The organism is Kineococcus terrestris (genome assembly GCF_041020755.1).
Taxonomy (GTDB): domain Bacteria; phylum Actinomycetota; class Actinomycetes; order Actinomycetales; family Kineococcaceae; genus Kineococcus; species Kineococcus terrestris.
The window spans coordinates 17,803-33,062 of sequence record NZ_JBEUEI010000027.1 but is presented as its reverse complement, the minus strand read 5'-3'; the positions used below and the strand labels follow the sequence as shown (position 1 = coordinate 33,062).

Annotated in this window: 13 protein-coding genes and 1 riboswitch; of the genes, 2 read left to right on the top strand and 11 right to left on the bottom strand. The window is 74.7% G+C overall.

Annotated features, from left to right (window positions below; all coding sequences use genetic code 11):
• Positions 1-29: 29 nt before the first annotated feature.
• On the top strand, positions 30-710 hold the full coding sequence (locus tag AB8M62_RS15305; protein WP_369070110.1) for an NADPH-dependent F420 reductase: 681 nt from the start codon (positions 30-32) through the stop codon (positions 708-710).
• Positions 711-783: 73 nt separating this feature from the next.
• Here AB8M62_RS15305 and AB8M62_RS15300 read toward each other — a convergent pair whose 3' ends face one another.
• The 4 genes from AB8M62_RS15300 to typA form a co-directional block, all read right to left on the bottom strand.
• Positions 784-2,091 carry an acyl-CoA dehydrogenase family protein gene (locus AB8M62_RS15300; RefSeq protein ID WP_373694962.1) on the bottom strand — a complete coding sequence of 436 codons (1,308 nt, stop codon included), beginning with the start codon at positions 2,089-2,091 and terminating at the stop codon, positions 784-786.
• 60 nt (positions 2,092-2,151) lie between these two features.
• A riboswitch (SAM riboswitch) is annotated at positions 2,152-2,262 on the bottom strand.
• A 62-nt stretch (positions 2,263-2,324) separates the two neighbouring features.
• A complete protein-coding gene (locus AB8M62_RS15295) occupies positions 2,325-4,223 on the bottom strand; it encodes an AAA family ATPase (protein WP_369070109.1) in 1,899 nt (632 codons plus the stop codon).
• 304 nt (positions 4,224-4,527) lie between these two features.
• Complete coding sequence (mshB, locus tag AB8M62_RS15290) at positions 4,528-5,607, bottom strand: N-acetyl-1-D-myo-inositol-2-amino-2-deoxy-alpha-D-glucopyranoside deacetylase (protein ID WP_369070108.1); 1,080 nt, start codon at positions 5,605-5,607, stop codon at positions 4,528-4,530.
• Between the two features lie 63 nt (positions 5,608-5,670).
• A complete protein-coding gene (gene typA / locus AB8M62_RS15285) occupies positions 5,671-7,563 on the bottom strand; it encodes a translational GTPase TypA (protein WP_369055926.1) in 1,893 nt (630 codons plus the stop codon).
• Positions 7,564-7,741: 178 nt separating this feature from the next.
• Between typA and AB8M62_RS15280 the strand changes: the two genes are divergently transcribed.
• Positions 7,742-9,427 (top strand): BCCT family transporter, encoded by a 1,686-nt coding sequence (locus AB8M62_RS15280; protein ID WP_369070106.1) that lies wholly within the window; start codon positions 7,742-7,744, stop codon positions 9,425-9,427.
• Between the two features lie 45 nt (positions 9,428-9,472).
• Here the strand turns inward: AB8M62_RS15280 and AB8M62_RS15275 are convergent, their stop codons facing one another.
• The 7 genes from AB8M62_RS15275 to AB8M62_RS15245 form a co-directional block, all read right to left on the bottom strand.
• Positions 9,473-9,892, bottom strand: a complete 420-nt coding sequence (locus tag AB8M62_RS15275) for an NUDIX domain-containing protein (protein ID WP_369070105.1) — start codon at positions 9,890-9,892, stop codon at positions 9,473-9,475.
• Positions 9,889-10,548 (bottom strand): DUF305 domain-containing protein, encoded by a 660-nt coding sequence (locus AB8M62_RS15270; RefSeq protein WP_369070103.1) that lies wholly within the window; start codon positions 10,546-10,548, stop codon positions 9,889-9,891. The genes AB8M62_RS15275 and AB8M62_RS15270 overlap by 4 nt, the downstream gene beginning before the upstream one ends.
• A gap of 10 nt (positions 10,549-10,558) precedes the next feature.
• Positions 10,559-11,227, bottom strand: coding sequence for a thioredoxin-like domain-containing protein (locus AB8M62_RS15265; RefSeq protein WP_369070102.1), 669 nt, complete (start codon positions 11,225-11,227; stop codon positions 10,559-10,561).
• A gap of 126 nt (positions 11,228-11,353) precedes the next feature.
• Positions 11,354-11,521: a hypothetical protein gene (locus AB8M62_RS15260; RefSeq protein ID WP_369055931.1), complete on the bottom strand. Its 168-nt coding sequence runs from the start codon at positions 11,519-11,521 to the stop codon at positions 11,354-11,356.
• A gap of 88 nt (positions 11,522-11,609) precedes the next feature.
• Positions 11,610-13,322, bottom strand: a complete 1,713-nt coding sequence (locus AB8M62_RS15255) for a dipeptide ABC transporter ATP-binding protein (RefSeq protein ID WP_369070101.1) — start codon at positions 13,320-13,322, stop codon at positions 11,610-11,612.
• Positions 13,322-14,278, bottom strand: coding sequence for an ABC transporter permease (locus AB8M62_RS15250; RefSeq protein WP_369055933.1), 957 nt, complete (start codon positions 14,276-14,278; stop codon positions 13,322-13,324). The genes AB8M62_RS15255 and AB8M62_RS15250 overlap by 1 nt, the downstream gene beginning before the upstream one ends.
• The gene (locus AB8M62_RS15245) at positions 14,271-15,197 is read right to left on the bottom strand and encodes an ABC transporter permease (protein WP_369055934.1); all 927 of its coding nucleotides are present in this window, start codon (positions 15,195-15,197) and stop codon (positions 14,271-14,273) included. Before AB8M62_RS15245 ends, AB8M62_RS15250 begins: the two co-directional genes overlap by 8 nt.
• Between the last annotated feature and the right edge of the window lie 63 nt (positions 15,198-15,260).

The following is a 15,260-nucleotide window of genomic DNA, read 5'->3' as shown; positions in this document are numbered from 1 at the left end:
CCGGGCCGCCGCGGCGCCTTGCACGAGCCGTGAGCGAGATCGGGATCATCGGCAGCGGCAACATCGGCAGCACCGTCGCGCGACTGGCGGTCGACGCCGGCCACGACGTCGTCGTGGCGAACTCGCGCGGCCCGGCGTCGCTGGCGGACCTCGTCGGGCGGCTGGGCCCGCGGGCGCGCGCCGGCACCGTCGAGGAGGCCGCGGCGGCGCGCGACCTGGTGGTGCTGACCATCCCCCTGGGCCGCGTGCGGGACCTGCCGCCGGACCTGCTGGCCGGCAAGGTCGTCGTCGACACCTGCAACTACTACCCGGAGCGCGACGGCGACACCGCCGAGCTGGACAGCCACGAGCTGACGACCAGCGAGCTCGTGCAGCGCCACTTCCCCGGCGCCCGCGTCGTCAAGGCCTTCAACAACATCTTCGCCGCCAACCTCGGCGTCCTGCAGCGCCCGGCGGGCTCGCCGGAGCGCACGACGCTGCTGACCGCCGGGGACGACGAGGACGCCGAGCGGGTCGTCGCCGCCTTCCTGGACTCCCTGGGCTACGACGTGCTCGACACCGGTTCCCTGGCCGACAGCTGGCGCTTCCAGCGCGACCAGCCCGCCTACGCCGGCGCGTACACGGAGGACGGCGACCCCGAGCGGCCGCGCCGCACCACCGGCGAGGACCTGCTGGCGCTGCTGGAGCGCGCCGACCGCTCGGTGCGCTGACCCCGGTCACCCGCACGACGAGCAGCGCCCCCGCCGCTCCCGCGGTGGGGGCGCCGCTCGTCGCGGCCCGGCCTCAGCCGCGGGAGGCGCCCCCGGCGGCCCGCACGGCCGCCGCGTCCACGGAGGCGTGCGTGCCGACGTCCCAGACGAACGGCGGCTCGGTGCCGTTGACCGACCAGTCGCCCACGATGCGCTGCTTGTAGATGACCGGGTTGTGCGAGGCGACGGTGCGGGCGTTGCGCCAGTGCCGGTCCAGGGCCCGCGCCCGGCTGGTCGCGGAGGCGCCCAGCGTGTTGAACAGCAGGGTCGCGGCGCGCGGCACGCTCTCGGACAGGACGACCTGCGCCTGCGCCGTGCGCACCTCGGCCTCCACGTTGGCGGCGCGGTCGGCGGCCGAGCCGCGCTCGTGGGCGGTGTCGGCGGCCGCCTGCACGGCCTCGGCGGCCGAGCGCACGAGGGCGCGCGCGGTGAAGGCCGTGGCCGAGACCTCCCCGGCGACGGCGAGGACCTGCGCGTCGTGGCGCACCAGCGGCGCCAGGCCGTGCGTGTAGCTGCGGGTGCGCGAGCGCACCTGCGCGCCGGTGTCGCGCTCGACGGCCTCGGCGACGCCGGCCAGGACGGCGAGCAGCACCAGCTGGTACAGCGCCGTCTGGTAGCGGAAGCGGTCGGTGAAGGGGGCGACGTCCTCGTCCTCGACGACCGCGCCGGTCAGCACGAGGGTGCCGGTGCCGGTCAGCTGCTGGCCGAAGCCGTCCCAGTCGTCGCTGACCCGCACGCCCGGCTGGTCGGTGCGCACGAGGACGGTGACGACCTCCTCGCTCCCGTCCGCGTCGACGCGTCGCGCGGTCGCGTCCGTCCAGTCGGCGAAGATCGTGCCGGTCGTGTAGTACTTGCGGCCGTCGACGACCCAGCGCCCCTCGCGCCGGGTCACCACCGTCTGCTGCTTCCCGGTCGTGGCGTCGCCCGTCTCGCTCCAGGCGTTGCCGACCAGCTCGCCGGCCACGACGCGCCCGATCCAGCGGGTGCGGTACTCCCCCGCCGGCAGGGACAGCAGGTGCTCGACCCAAGCCAGGTGCCCGCGGAAGACCTGCGGCAGGTTCGGGTCGGCGGCGGCCACGTCGACCAGCACCTCGGCCAGCCCGCGCACGTCCAGGCCCTCCCCGCCCTCCTCGACGGGCACCCGCAGGCGGCCGAAGCCGGCCGCCAGCAGCTCGCGCACCTGCTCGCGCGGCAGGACGTGCCCCCGCTCGCGCTGCACGGTGCCCTCGGCGATCCGCTCCAGCAGGGGCCGCAGCCGCTCCCGCACGGCGGTGAGCCGCTGCGCGGGGCTCGTCCCGGCGCTCGCGCGCTCAACGGTCTGGTCGTCGGTGGCGGTGCTCACCCGTCGCTCCTCACGGTCGTGGACGCTGAGGTGCGTCGGCCCGGGAGGCGCACGTGCGAACGCTCGTCCTTACCCGTGCGTCAGCACCAGGTCAGGTCATCACCCGGGGCACCCCACGACGTGGAGGGTTGCCGGCCAGCGAGCCGGGGCTTGACGCTGGCGCTCATGACCTGCGCGGAGCGTGCCACGAGCGCACCGGCGCTGTCGAGCGCCGGTGCGCCTGCGGCGGCGGGTCAGGCCGGCGGGCGCGGGCCGCTGGGCAGGACCGCCCCGTCACGCAGGTCCAGGACCCGGTCGGGCTCACCCGGCCCGCCGGCCCCGTGCTCGCGCGCGGCGGCCGCCAGCACGTCGGTGATCTCGTGGCCGATGAGCTCGTGGCGCTCCAGCAGCGCGTCGCGCAGGGCGGCCACCAGGTGGCGGTGGCGGCCCAGCAGCTCGCGCACGGCCTCCTTCTGCTCGGCCAGCAGGCCCTCGACCAGGCGCCGGCCCTCGGCGTCGCCCAGGACCCGGGAGACGAGGTTGCCGTCGGCGAAGGCGCCGTTCTGCACCGCGGCGAAGGAGACCAGCGTGCCGGCCATCCCGGCGGCGCCGACCATCTGCGCGGCCGTCGTCGTGGCGGCCTGCAGGTCGCCGGAGGGGCCGGTGGACACGTCGCCGAAGAACAGCTCCTCGGCCACCTGCCCGCCGAAGGCGATGCGGATCAGCCCGGCCAGCTCCGAGCGCGAGCGGGTGTAGACGTCCTCGACGTCGCCGTGGGCGAGCAGGCCGAGGGCGCTGGCGCGCTTGACGATCGTCAGCACGTCCAGGCGCCGGTGCGGGGCCACGAGGTGCGCGACGACGGCGTGCCCGGCCTCGTGGGTGGCGATGAGCCGCGCCTCGTGCGCGGTGTACCCGACGGGCTGGCCCAGGCCCACCTCGGTGACCAGGCGCGCGTGCTCCAGGTCCGCCCAGGACATGCCGTCGCCGCCGCGGCGCACGGCGTTGACGAGGGCCTCGTCGAGCAGGTTCTCGATCATCACGGGGCTGTAGCCGGAGGTGACACCGGCCAGCGCGTCGCGGCGCTCGGACTCGTCCAGGGCCGGCTCGTGGGCCTTGCGGGCCAGGAAGTGGTCCACCAGCTCGCGCCGGGCCGCCTTGTCGGGCAGGCCGAACACCAGGCGGCGGTCGAAGCGGCCGGGACGCAGCAGCGCGGGGTCGAGGGCGTCGGCGCGGTTGGTCGCGGCCACGACGAGGACCTCGGCGGGCTCGGTGCGCGGGCGGCGCAGCCGGCGCCCCTCGGGCAGGAAGCGGTTGGCCAGGTCGACCAGCGCGCCGCGCACCCGCTCCCCGGCCGTCGGCTCGTCGAAGGACTGCATCTGCACGAGCAGCTCGTTGACGACGCCGCTGGCGCCCTCGCTGCTGGCCAGGCGCTCCACGCGCACCGGCGCGGGCGCGCCCCCCGCGCCGGCCACCAGGCGCTCCAGCCCGCTCAGGCCGCCGCAGGAGAGCACCCCGGCGCTCGCGGGAGCGGTCTGGAGGGGGGTCGCGGACGACATGCCGCCGCGCGCGCCGGCGATGGCGTCGATCTCCTCGATGAAGGCGACGGCGGCGCCCTCGGCGCGGGCCGCGCGGCGCACGGCCTTGAAGTAGGAGCGGACCTTGCGGGCCGTCGCGCCGTACCACATGGACTGGAAGCTGGTCGCGGAGACGAAGAGGAACGGCACGCCCGCCTCGCGGGCCATCGCCTTGGCCATGTGCGTCTTGCCGGTGCCGGGCGGGCCCTCGAACAGCAGGCCGCGGCGGGGGCGGCCGCCCATGTCGCGGCGGAAGCTGCGCGCGCCGAGGAACAGGTCGAGGCTGCGCTCGACGTCCTCCTTGACCGGGCCCAGGCCCTTGACGTCGTCCAGGGTCACGTCGATCTGCTCGGGCCGGTACAGCACGTGCGGGGAGCGCCCGGCGACGAGCGTCTGTCCCAGCAGCAGCACGATGAGCAGGGCGAAGAAGAGCCCCGCCATGACGTAGAGCGGGTCCACGGCCGGCAGCGCCGGGACGAGCGGCAGGCCCAGCGCCAGGCGCACGTCGACGACGAGGACGAGCGCGAGGACGCCCAGCAGCGCCAGCGTGGTGCGGCGGCGGCGGTGGGCCTCGCGCACCCGCCCGACGTCGCCGGCGTCGCGCCCGCGCCGCGCACCCCCGTCCCGTCCCCCCGGTCCGGGCGGTCCACCGCGTGCGGGTCCGGTCTTCGGCGCCACCGGCTGCTCCTCTCCTCCGCCCGGTCGGAGCACCGGGCCGCGCAGCCAGCCAACCCGCCGCGCTGCGGGTCGGCCACCGTCCGTGACCGGTTCGGAGGACCGGGTTCACCCGTCCGGAGCAGTCGGGCCCGTCCGCGCCACCGGGCGGGCACCGGGCGGGCAGCGGCGGGCACGGGGCGGGCACCGCACGCACCGGGTCAGCGGCTCAGACGGCGACACCCGCGAACAGGTCGGTCTCGCGGCCGGCGTCGTCGAACGGGCCGCCCGCCACGCCGTGCACGAGCCGGAAGTGCTCCACGGGCAGGACCGGCTGCGGCACCCGGTTGGACAGGCGCATCACCGGCTCGCGGCCCTCCAGCTCGACCGTCACCTGCGAGGCGTGCGCGCGCAGCGCAGCCAGCTTGGCGGCCACGTGCTCGGCGCCCTCCACGGCCGTGGTCACCTCCTCGTCGGGCACGACCACCGACGGCAGCGGGCCGTCCGGGTCGGGCACGTCGGCCAGCCCGGCCGCGGCCAGGGCGCGCAGGGCCGCGCGGGTCAGCGACTCCGGCTGGACCGTCTCGTACACCTTGGCCACCTGCCAGGGCACGGACCCGTCGTGGCGGTCGCCGGCGGCCAGGACGAGGGCCCGGCGGACCGCCTCGGCCACGCGCACGTGGTCGGGGTGGCCGTACCCGCCGCCCGGCTCGTACGTGACGACGACCTGCGGGCGCACCTCGCGCACCACCTCGGCGACGCGCTCGGCGACCTCCTCCAGGTCGGCGACGGCCAGGGCGCGCGGGTCGGCGTCCTCGGCGGCGCCCGCGACGCCCGGGGCCAGCCAGACCATCCCGGAGTCGCGGTAGCCGGAGCCGTCGGGGCGGGTGAGGAAGCGGTGGTCGTCCACGCCGAGGGCCTCGGCGGCGGCGGCCAGCTCGTGCGTGCGGTGCTCGGCCAGCTCGTCGGGGCCCAGCCCGGCCAGCTCCGCGGGGATGATCTCCCCGCGCTCGCCGCGCGTGGCGGTCAGCAGGGTCACCCCGGCGCCGGCGGCGGCGTAGCGGGCGATCGTCAGGCCGTTGCCGATGCTCTCGTCGTCGGGGTGGGCGTGCACGAACAGCACGCGCCGCGGCTGGTCGAGGCGCTCCATGGCGGCCAGCTCCTCCGGCTGCAGCGCGCCGGCGGCGTCGTCGACCGCGTCGGCGGCGACCTCCAGCGGGTCGCGCCCGAGGGTCCCGGCTCCCGCCGCGCCCTCGGGCGTGCGGTCCGGCTCCCCGGGCGGCTGCGGCGGCTGAGGCGTCGTCGTCATGCCCCCATCCTCCCGCGGACGCCGATCACCGCAGCCCGGGAGCCCGGGCCGCGGCGACCCGGCTCAGGCGCGGCGGGCGCGGGAGGCGGACTTGGCGCGCTGGGAGGCGTCGAGCTCCACCTTGCGGATGCGCACGGCCTCCGGGGTGACCTCGACGCACTCGTCCTCGCGGCAGAACTCCAGGCACTGCTCCAGCGACAGGTGGCGCGGCGGCACCAGGCGCTCGAACTCGTCCGAGGTGGACGAGCGCATGTTGGTGAGCTTCTTCTCCTTGGTGATGTTGACGTCCATGTCGTCGGCGCGGGAGTTCTCCCCGACGATCATGCCCTCGTACACCTCGGCGGTGGGCTCGACGAACAGCTGCCCGCGCTCCTGCAGGTTGGTCATCGCGAAGGCGGTGGCCGCGCCGGCGCGGTCGGCGACCAGCGAACCCGACTGGCGGGTGCGGATGTCACCGGCCCAGTGGTCGTACTTGGCGAACAGCGCGTGCGCGATGCCGGTGCCGCGGGTGTCGGTGAGGAACTCGGTGCGGAAGCCGATGAGGCCGCGGGAGGGGACGTAGAACTCCATGCGCACCCAGCCGGTGCCGTGGTTGGTCATCGTCTCCATGCGGCCCTTGCGGGCGGCGAGCAGCTGGGTGATCGGGCCGAGGTACTCCTCGGGGCAGTCGATCGTCAGGTTCTCGAACGGCTCGAGGACCTTGCCGTCCTCGTCCCGGCGCAGGACGACCTGCGGCTTGCCCACGGTCAGCTCGTAGCCCTCGCGGCGCATCTGCTCCACGAGGATCGCCAGCGCCAGCTCGCCGCGGCCCTGCACCTCCCACGCGTCGGGGCGCTCGGTCGGCAGGACGCGGATGGAGACGTTGCCGACGAGCTCCTTCTCCAGGCGGTCCTTGACCAGGCGCGCGGTGACCTTGGCGCCCTTGACGCGCCCGGCCATGGGCGAGGTGTTGATGCCGATGACCATCGAGATGGCGGGCTCGTCGACCGTGATGAGCGGCAGCGGGCGCGGGTCGTCGGCGTCGGCGAGGGTCTCGCCGATGGTGATGCCCTCGATGCCGGCGACGGCCACGATGTCGCCCGGGCCGGCCTTCTCCCCGGGCACGCGGGTGACGGCCTCGGTGACCAGCAGCTCGGTGACCTTGACCCGCTCGATGGTGCCGTCGTGCTTGCACCAGGCGACCTGCTGACCCTTGACGAGCTCGCCGGAGTGCACGCGCAGCAGCGCCAGGCGGCCCAGGAACGGGGAGGCGTCGAGGTTGGTGACGTGCGCCTGCAGCGGCGTCTCGGGGTCGTAGGTCGGCGCCGGGACCGTCTCGAGGATGGTCTGGAACAGCGGGACGAGGTCCTCGGAGTCCGGCAGCCCGCCGTCGGCCGGCTGGTTCAGCGAGGCGCGCCCGTTCTTCGCCGAGGCGTAGACGACGGGGACCTCGAGCAGCTTGTCGGCGTCGACGCCCTCGGCGTCGGCGGCGAGGTCCAGCAGCAGGTCGTAGCTCTCCTCCACGACGGCGGCGATGCGCGCGTCGGGGCGGTCGACCTTGTTGACGACGATGACGACGGGCATGCCGGCCGCCAGCGCCTTGCGCAGCACGAAGCGCGTCTGCGGCAGGGGGCCCTCGGAAGCGTCCACGAGCAGGACGACGCCGTCGACCATCGACAGGCCGCGCTCGACCTCGCCGCCGAAGTCGGCGTGGCCGGGGGTGTCGATGATGTTGATGGTCATGCCGCCCTCGGGGGCACCGGGGCCCGCGTAGCGGACCGAGGTGTTCTTCGCGAGGATCGTGATGCCCTTCTCGCGCTCGAGGTCGCCGGAGTCCATGACCCGGTCGGCGACGTCGGAGCCCACGCGGAAGGCACCGGACTGCCACAGCATCGCGTCGACGAGCGTCGTCTTGCCGTGGTCGACGTGGGCGACGATCGCGACGTTGCGCAGGTCGTGGCGGGTGCTCAGGGGCATGGGGGGACTCTCGCTCGCTGCAGAGGGGTGAGGACGCCCCAGTCTAGCGGCGCCCGGCGCGGGCCCCGACCCGCTCAGTCACGCACAGGCTCCTGACCTGCACGGACGGTGCCGAAGCGGTGCGCGGCGGCCCGTCGGCGTGGAGGCGCCGCGCCGATCCCGTGCCACTCTTGACCACATGTCAGCACCACCGGAGCACCGTGACCAGACCCCTCACGCACCCTCGGAGCAGACCCCGGCGACCCCCTCCCGCCACCCGCTGGACCGGGTCGTCTTCGGCGTCAGCGCGGCCGCCGTGGCCGTGTTCCTCGCCGTCGCCCTGCTGTTCACCGAGCGCTTCGCCGACGTCACCGGCGGCGTCCTCAGCTGGCTGACCACCAACTTCGGCTGGGCGTTCGTCCTGGGCGCCACCGGCTTCGTCGGCTTCTCCTTCTGGCTCATGCTCTCGCGCCACGGCAAGATCCGCCTCGGCCGCGACGACGAGCGCCCGGAGTTCTCGACCGTCTCCTGGTTCGCGATGATGTTCAGCGCCGGCATGGGCATCGGCCTGCTCTTCTACGGCGTCAGCGAGCCGATCTCCCACCTGGCGACCGTGCCGGAGGCCGGCATCGAGCCGCTCACCCAGGAGGCCGAGCGGTACTCGATGGTCTACAGCCTGTTCCACTGGGCCCTGCACCCGTGGTCCATCTACGCCGTCGTCGGCCTCGCGCTGGCCTACGCCTGGTACCGCAAGGGCCGCACGGGCGGCTTCTCCGCCCCCTTCGCGCCGCTGCTGCGCGGTCGCACGGGCCCGGCGAAGGTCATCGACGTCCTGGCGATCTTCGCCACCCTGTTCGGCACCGCCACCTCGCTCGGGCTCGGTGCGGCGCAGATCAACGGCGGCCTGGACGCCGTCTTCGGCGTCCCGATCAGCGCCACGACGCAGGTCCTCCTCGTCGTCGTCCTGACCGCCTGCTTCACGCTGTCGGCCTTCAGCGGCATCCAGCGCGGCATCAAGTGGCTGTCCAACACCAACATGGTGCTGTCGATCGTCCTGCTGTTCTTCCTTTTCGTGGTCGGCCCGACGGTCTTCATCCTCAACCTCGCGCCCACCGCCACCGGCAACTACCTCACGCAGCTGCCGCGGATCTCCTTCCGCACCGGCGCCTACGGCGGCACCGAGTGGCTGACCGGCTGGACGATCTTCTACTGGGCGTGGTGGATGTCGTGGGCGCCCTTCGTCGGCACCTTCCTGGCGCGCATCTCCCGCGGCCGCACCATCCGCCAGTTCGTCCTGGGCGTCGTCGCGGCCCCCAGCGTCATCGCGGTCCTGTGGTTCTCCGTGCTCGGCGGCACGGCCCTGCACGCGCAGATGGTCGACGGACTGGACCTGGCGGGGATCACCGCCCAGGAGAGCCAGTTCTTCGCCCTGCTGGACTCGCTGCCGCTGTCGTCGGTCAGCTCGCTGCTCGTCATGGCCATGATCGTCATCTACTTCGTGACCAGCGCCGACTCCGCCAGCCTCGTCATGAGCTCGCTCAGCTCCCAGGGCGCCGACGAGCCGAACCGCCTCGTCACGGTCGTGTGGGCGCTGCTGATCGGCGCGACCGCGGCCATCCTGCTGTGGGTCGGCGGTGCGACGGGCGACGACTCGTCCATCACCGCCCTGCAGAACATCGCGATCATCGTGGCGGCGCCGTTCCTGGTGGTCATGGTGGCGCTGTGCGTGGCGCTGGCCAAGGACCTGCGCAGCGACCCCGCCTCGCCGCCCGCGGGCTTCCTGCGCGACACCACCCCGACGGGCGGGGGCGCCACCGCGGCGACCGCCGCGACCAGCGCGGCCGCGGCCCCGCGCGACGGCGGCACGCCCGCGGCGCGGGACTGACCGGTCCCCGACCCGCCGTGCGCAGCAGCGTCGCTGCGCACGGCGTCAGCGGGCCGAGACGGCCAGCTCCTGCATCGCCGCCACGAGCGGCACGTCCCCGGGCAGCCAGTCCACCCCGCCCCAGGAGCCCAGCTCCAGGCGCAGCAGCCGGTCGTGGTCGGCCAGGCACGCCGGCTCCCCCTCGGTGACGAGCGCCCACCACACGCGCATCACCAGGTCCCCGCCCAGCGGCCAGCCGCCCGGCTGCGGCGCGAGGACCTCCTCCCCCAGCCGCACCGCGACCCCCAGCTCCTCGCGCAGCTCGCGGTGCAGGGCCGCGCGCGGCTCCTCCCCCGGCTCGACCTTCCCGCCGGGCAGCTCCCAGCGCCCGGCGAGGGCCGGCGGTGCGCTGCGGCGGGCCGCGAGCAGGACGCGCGGGCGCTCCAGGTCGTCCACGAGCGCCGCCCCCACCACCAGGCGCGTCACCCGGCAGCCCCCACGGCGGGGTCGGCCACGGGGTCGGGCAGCGGCTGCGCGCCGCGCTCGGCCAGGTAGCGCTCCAGCAGCTGCGACTCCCCGGCCTGGCTGGTGGCGATGGCACCGGCCAGGCGGCGCACCTGCTCCGTCGTCGCGCGCTCGGCGCCCACCTGCGCCATCTCCAGCCCTCCCCGGTGGTGGCGCAGCACCAGCTGCAGGAACCGCACCTCGTACTCCGCGCCCTCCAGCTCCCCCAGCTGCGCCAGCTCGGCCGCCGTGGCCATGCCCGGCATGGTGCGGCCCTCCTCCAGCTGCTCCAGGTGGCGGGCGTGGGTGTCGGTGCCCGCCATCCACGCCATGACGGGCGCGCCGGAGGTCAGCGGCTGGTCCCACACCAACAGCAGCTGCTGCATCCGCCCCACCTGGTTGGTCTGGGTCGAGGCGATGTCGACCGCGAGCTGGCGCACCTCCGCGCTCGGCGCGCGCTGCACCGCGTCGAGCGCCATGCCCACGGCCTGCTGGTGGTGGGTGGACATGTCGTGGGCGAAGCCGACGTCGACCGACTGCCCGCCGGGCGCGGTGGGCAGCGCCCGCCCCAGCAGGACGCCGGCGAGCAGCGCGGTCAGCAGGCCGACGACGGCCACGAGGACGGTGCGGGCATTCACGAGGGGTGCGTCAGGCCGCCGGGGTACCCACGCCGTTGGTGCACAGCGCGCCCGGCTCGGGGGTCTGCGCGCCCTGCACGAAGCGGGCCAGGAAGGCGTTGAGGCGCGGATCGTCCGCGCTGTCCAGCGTCAGCTGGTTGTTCCAGGCCGACAGCACGACCGGCGAGGGCAGGTCCTCGCGCGGCGAGAGCAGCGTGTACGGGCGGCCGGAGACGGCCTCGCGCAGCTGCTCGACCTGCTCGGCGGGCAGGTCCGGGCGGTAGGTGATCCACACGGCGCCGTGCTCCAGGCTGTGCACCGCGTGCTCGTCCGGCACCGGCTCCTCGTACACGCCGCAGTTCTGCCAGACGGGGTGGTGCGGCCCGCCGACCGGCGGGCTCTCGGCGTAGTCCTGCGGCTCCTCGGTGTGCTGCTCGGCGTTGCTGTAGGTGAACGTGCTCACCGCCTCCAGGGACGGCGGGTCCGGCTGGCGCACGATCACCGCGGTGACCGCGGCCGCGATCCCGAGGACCAGCACGGTGGGCACGGCCACGACGAGCAGGGTGCGCCGGCGCGCTCGCGCGCGCTCCTCGCGCTGCATGGCCGCCACGCGCGCCGCGCGCGCCTCGCGGCCGCCCCCGGTGCCCGCCGACCCGGTCCCCGCGGTCCGCCCGGTGCGCTCGTCCTGCCTGTCGGCCATCGTCTCCCTCTCGCACGGCCGCCGGAGGTGGCGGCTCCCCAGTCTGCAACGACGGGAGCGGCCGCGGCGTTCACCGGCGCGGTGTGGCGAGGGCCACCCCCGGCGGGCCGGGAGCGGGTGCGCCCGTCAGGGGCGGCGGCGGCGCAGCTGCTCCTCGCGGCGCGCCCACTCCCGCTGGGCCGGGCGCGGGTGCGCGAGCGCCGCGTCCACCCGGTGGCGGGGGCTGGTGCGCCACGCCACGACGACGATGCCGACCACGACCGCGGCGGCGACGGTGCCGAGGACCACGAGCATCCCGACACCATAGGCGCTCGGGCCCCGCGCGGTCTCGCCGGGCGGGGTGCGCGCCCCGCCCGGCGCAGCGCCCCGGCGGCCCGCGACCTCAGCGGCCCAGCTCGATCCTCCCGCCGGGGATGGCGTCCAGCAGCGCCCGCGTGTACGCCTGCTCGGGGGCGGCGAACACCCGCTCGGTGCTGGCCGCCTCCACCAGGCGCCCCTTCTCCATGACGACGACGTCGTCGGCGATCTGCCGGACGACGGCCAGGTCGTGGGTGATGAACAGGTACGTCAGCCCCAGCTCGGCCTGCAGGTCGTTGAGCAGGGTGAGGATCTGCCCCTGCACGAGGACGTCCAGGGCGCTGACGGCCTCGTCGCAGACGACGACCTCCGGCTGCAGGGCCAGCGCGCGGGCGATGGCCACGCGCTGGCGCTGCCCGCCGGACAGCTCGTTGGGGTAGCGCCGGATCGTCGCCGCCGGCAGCGCCACCTTGTCGAGCAGGTCGCGCACGCGCGCCTCGCGCGAGGCGGCGTCGCCGATGCCGTGCACGCGCAGCGGCTCCTCGACCGTGCGGTAGATGCTGAAGGAGGGGTCCAGCGAGCCGTACGGGTTCTGGAAGATCGGCTGCACGCGGCGGCGGAAGTCGAACTGCTGGCGCCGGTCCAGCGTGGTGATGTCCACGCCGTCGAAGCGGACGGTGCCGGAGGTGGCGGGCAGCAGGTTGAGGACCATCTGCGCCACCGTCGACTTGCCCGAGCCCGACTCCCCCACGACGGCCGTCGTGGTCCCGCGCCGCACGGCGAAGCTGACGTCGTCGACGGCCGTGAGCTTCTCCCCGCGCGGGCCGGCGCCGCGCAGCGTGAAGACCTTCGTGAGGTTCTCGACCTCGATGACGTCCGGGGTCTCCTCGACGCCCACGGAGCTGCCGGCCACGGCCGCCTCGTGCGCCCGGTGGGCGTGCTCGGCGACCTGCGCGCGCGGCGCCGAGGACTCCAGGCGGCGCGAGGCCAGCGAGGGGGCGGCGCTGACCAGGCGCTGCGTGTACGGGTGCTGCGGGTCCTGCAGGATCTGCAGCGCCGGGCCGGACTCGACGACCTGCCCCTTGTACATGACGACCAGGTGCTCGGCGCGCTCGGCGGCCAGCCCCAGGTCGTGGGTGATGAGCAGGACGGCCGTGCCCAGCTTCTCGGTCAGCCCGTCGAGGTGGTCGAGGATCTGCCGCTGCACGGTGACGTCGAGCGCCGAGGTGGGCTCGTCGGCGATGAGCAGCCGCGGCCGCGAGGCCAGGCCGATGGCGATGAGGGCGCGCTGGCGCATGCCGCCGGAGAACTCGTGCGGGTACTGCTTCAGGCGGCGGTCGGCGTCCGACAGGCCCGCCTCGGCCAGCAGCTCCGCGGCGCGCTGCTTGGCGGCGCGGCCCGTGGCGAGCCCGTTGGCGGCCAGCGCCTCGCGCACCTGGAACCCGATGGTCCACACCGGGTTGAGGTTGGACATCGGGTCCTGCGGCACGAGGCCGATGTGCTTGCCGCGCAGTCCGACGAACTCGCGCTTGGAGGCGTGCGCGATGTCCTTGCCGTCGAAGAGGACCTCGCCGCGCACGACCTTCCCGTTGCCGGGCAGCAGGCCGATGACGGCCTGCGCGGTGGTCGACTTGCCGGAGCCGGACTCGCCGACGATCGCGACGGTCTGCCCGGGGTAGACGGTCAGGTCCGCCCCGCGCACGGCGTGCACGGACCGGCCGCCGGAGGAGAAGTCGACGTGCAGGTCGCGCACCTGCAGCAGGGGCGCGGTCGCGCCGCCGGTGGTGGGCGCGCTCATCAGCGGGTCCGCCCCTTCGGGTCGAGGGCGTCGCGCAGGGCGTCGCCGAGCATGAGGAAGCTGAGGACGGTCAGCGACAGCCCCGCCGCCGGCCACAGCAGCACCCAGGGGTCGGTGCGCAGCGTGGCCTGGGCGCGGCTGATGTCCCCGCCCCAGGAGACGATGTTCGGCGGCAGGCCGATGCTGAGGAACGACAGCGTCGCCTCGGCCGCGATGAACGTGCCCAGCGAGATCGTCGCGACGACGATGACGGGCCCGAGCGCGTTGGGCACCACGTGCCGCACGAGGGTCTTGGCGCGCGAGAGGCCCAGGGACTTCGCGGCCGTGACGTACTCCTGCGTCTTCACCTGCAGCACCGAGCCGCGCATGATGCGCGCCACCTGCGGCCAGCCGAAGACGGACAGCGTGAGCGCCACCGTGAGGCTGTTCCGGGTGTCGAGCATCTGCATGAGGATGATGCCGCCGAGCAGCAGCGGGATGGCGAAGAAGACGTCCGCCAGGCGCGAGAGCACCGCGTCCAGCCAGCCGCCGAAGAACCCTGCCAGGGCGCCGATCGTGCCGCCCACGACGAGGACCAGCAGCGTGGCGACGATCCCCACGCTCACCGAGGCGCGCGCGCCGTGGACCAGGCGCGCGTACACGTCGGTGCCCTGCTGGGTGAACCCGAGGGGGTGCCCGTCGGCCGGGCCCTCCAGCGAGCGGGACAGGTCGGCGAAGCGGGGGTCCACCGAGGTGAACCAGGAGGGGAACAGCGAGACCACCACGAGCAGCAGGATGATCAGGCTGGAGACGATGAACAGCGGCCGGCGGCGCAGCTGGCGCCAGGCGTCGGCCCACTGGCTGGTGGGCGGGGCCTGCTCGTCGACCGCGTCGACCGCGGCCAGCGGCGTCTCCTCCAGCGGGGCGACGAAGCGCTCCTGCCCCGGGCGCACGGCGGTGGGGCGGCGGTCAGACATAGCGGATCCTCGGGTCCAGGACGGCGTAGAGCAGGTCCACGACGAGGTTGGCGAGCAGGTAGACCATGACGAGGATCGTGACGACCGACACGACGGTCGGGCCCTCGCCGCGGATGACCGACTGGTAGACGAGGTTGCCCACGCCCGGCACGTTGAAGATGCCCTCGGTGACGATCGCGCCGCCCATGAGGGCGCCCAGGTCCGCGCCGAGGAACGTCACGACGGGGATGAGGGAGTTGCGCAGCACGTGCACCGTGACCACCCGCGGGCGCGACAGGCCCTTGGCCGTGGCCGTGCGCACGTGGTCGGCGGACAGCCCCTCGGCCACGGAGTTGCGCGTCAGCCGCAGCACGTACGCGAAGCTCAGCGCTCCCAGCACGAAGCCCGGCAGCAGCAGGTCGGTGAGACCCGGGTCACCACCCACGGTGGGGCTGACGATCCCCCACTTGACCCCGAAGAGGAACTGGGCGACGAACCCGAGGACGAACACGGGGACGCCGATGACGACGAGGCTGACGAACAGGACCGTGGAGTCGAACCAGCCGCCGCGGCGCAGGCCGGCCAGCAGGCCGAACGCGATGCCGAACACGGCCTCCACCGCGAGCGCGACCAGCGCCAGCTTCACCGTCACCGGGAAGGCGTCGGCGATGAGGTCGATGACGGGGCGGCCGGTGAACGACTGCCCGAAGTCCAGGGTCAGCACGCCCTTGATGAAGAGCAGGTACTGCACGAGGAAGGGCTGGTCGAGGTTGTACTGCTCGCGCAGGCGCGCGGCCGTGGCCTCGTTGACGCCGCGGTCGCCGAACAGGGCGGCGATCGGGTCGCCGGGGAGCAGGAAGACCAGCGCGTAGATGAGCAGCGTCGCGCCGAAGAAGACGGGCACCATCTGCAGCAGACGGCGCCCCACGTACCAAGCCATGGCGGGGGCCTCCTCGGGGCGGTGCGCTCAGGGCTGGGCGCCGTCCCGGTCGAGCGGTCGGGT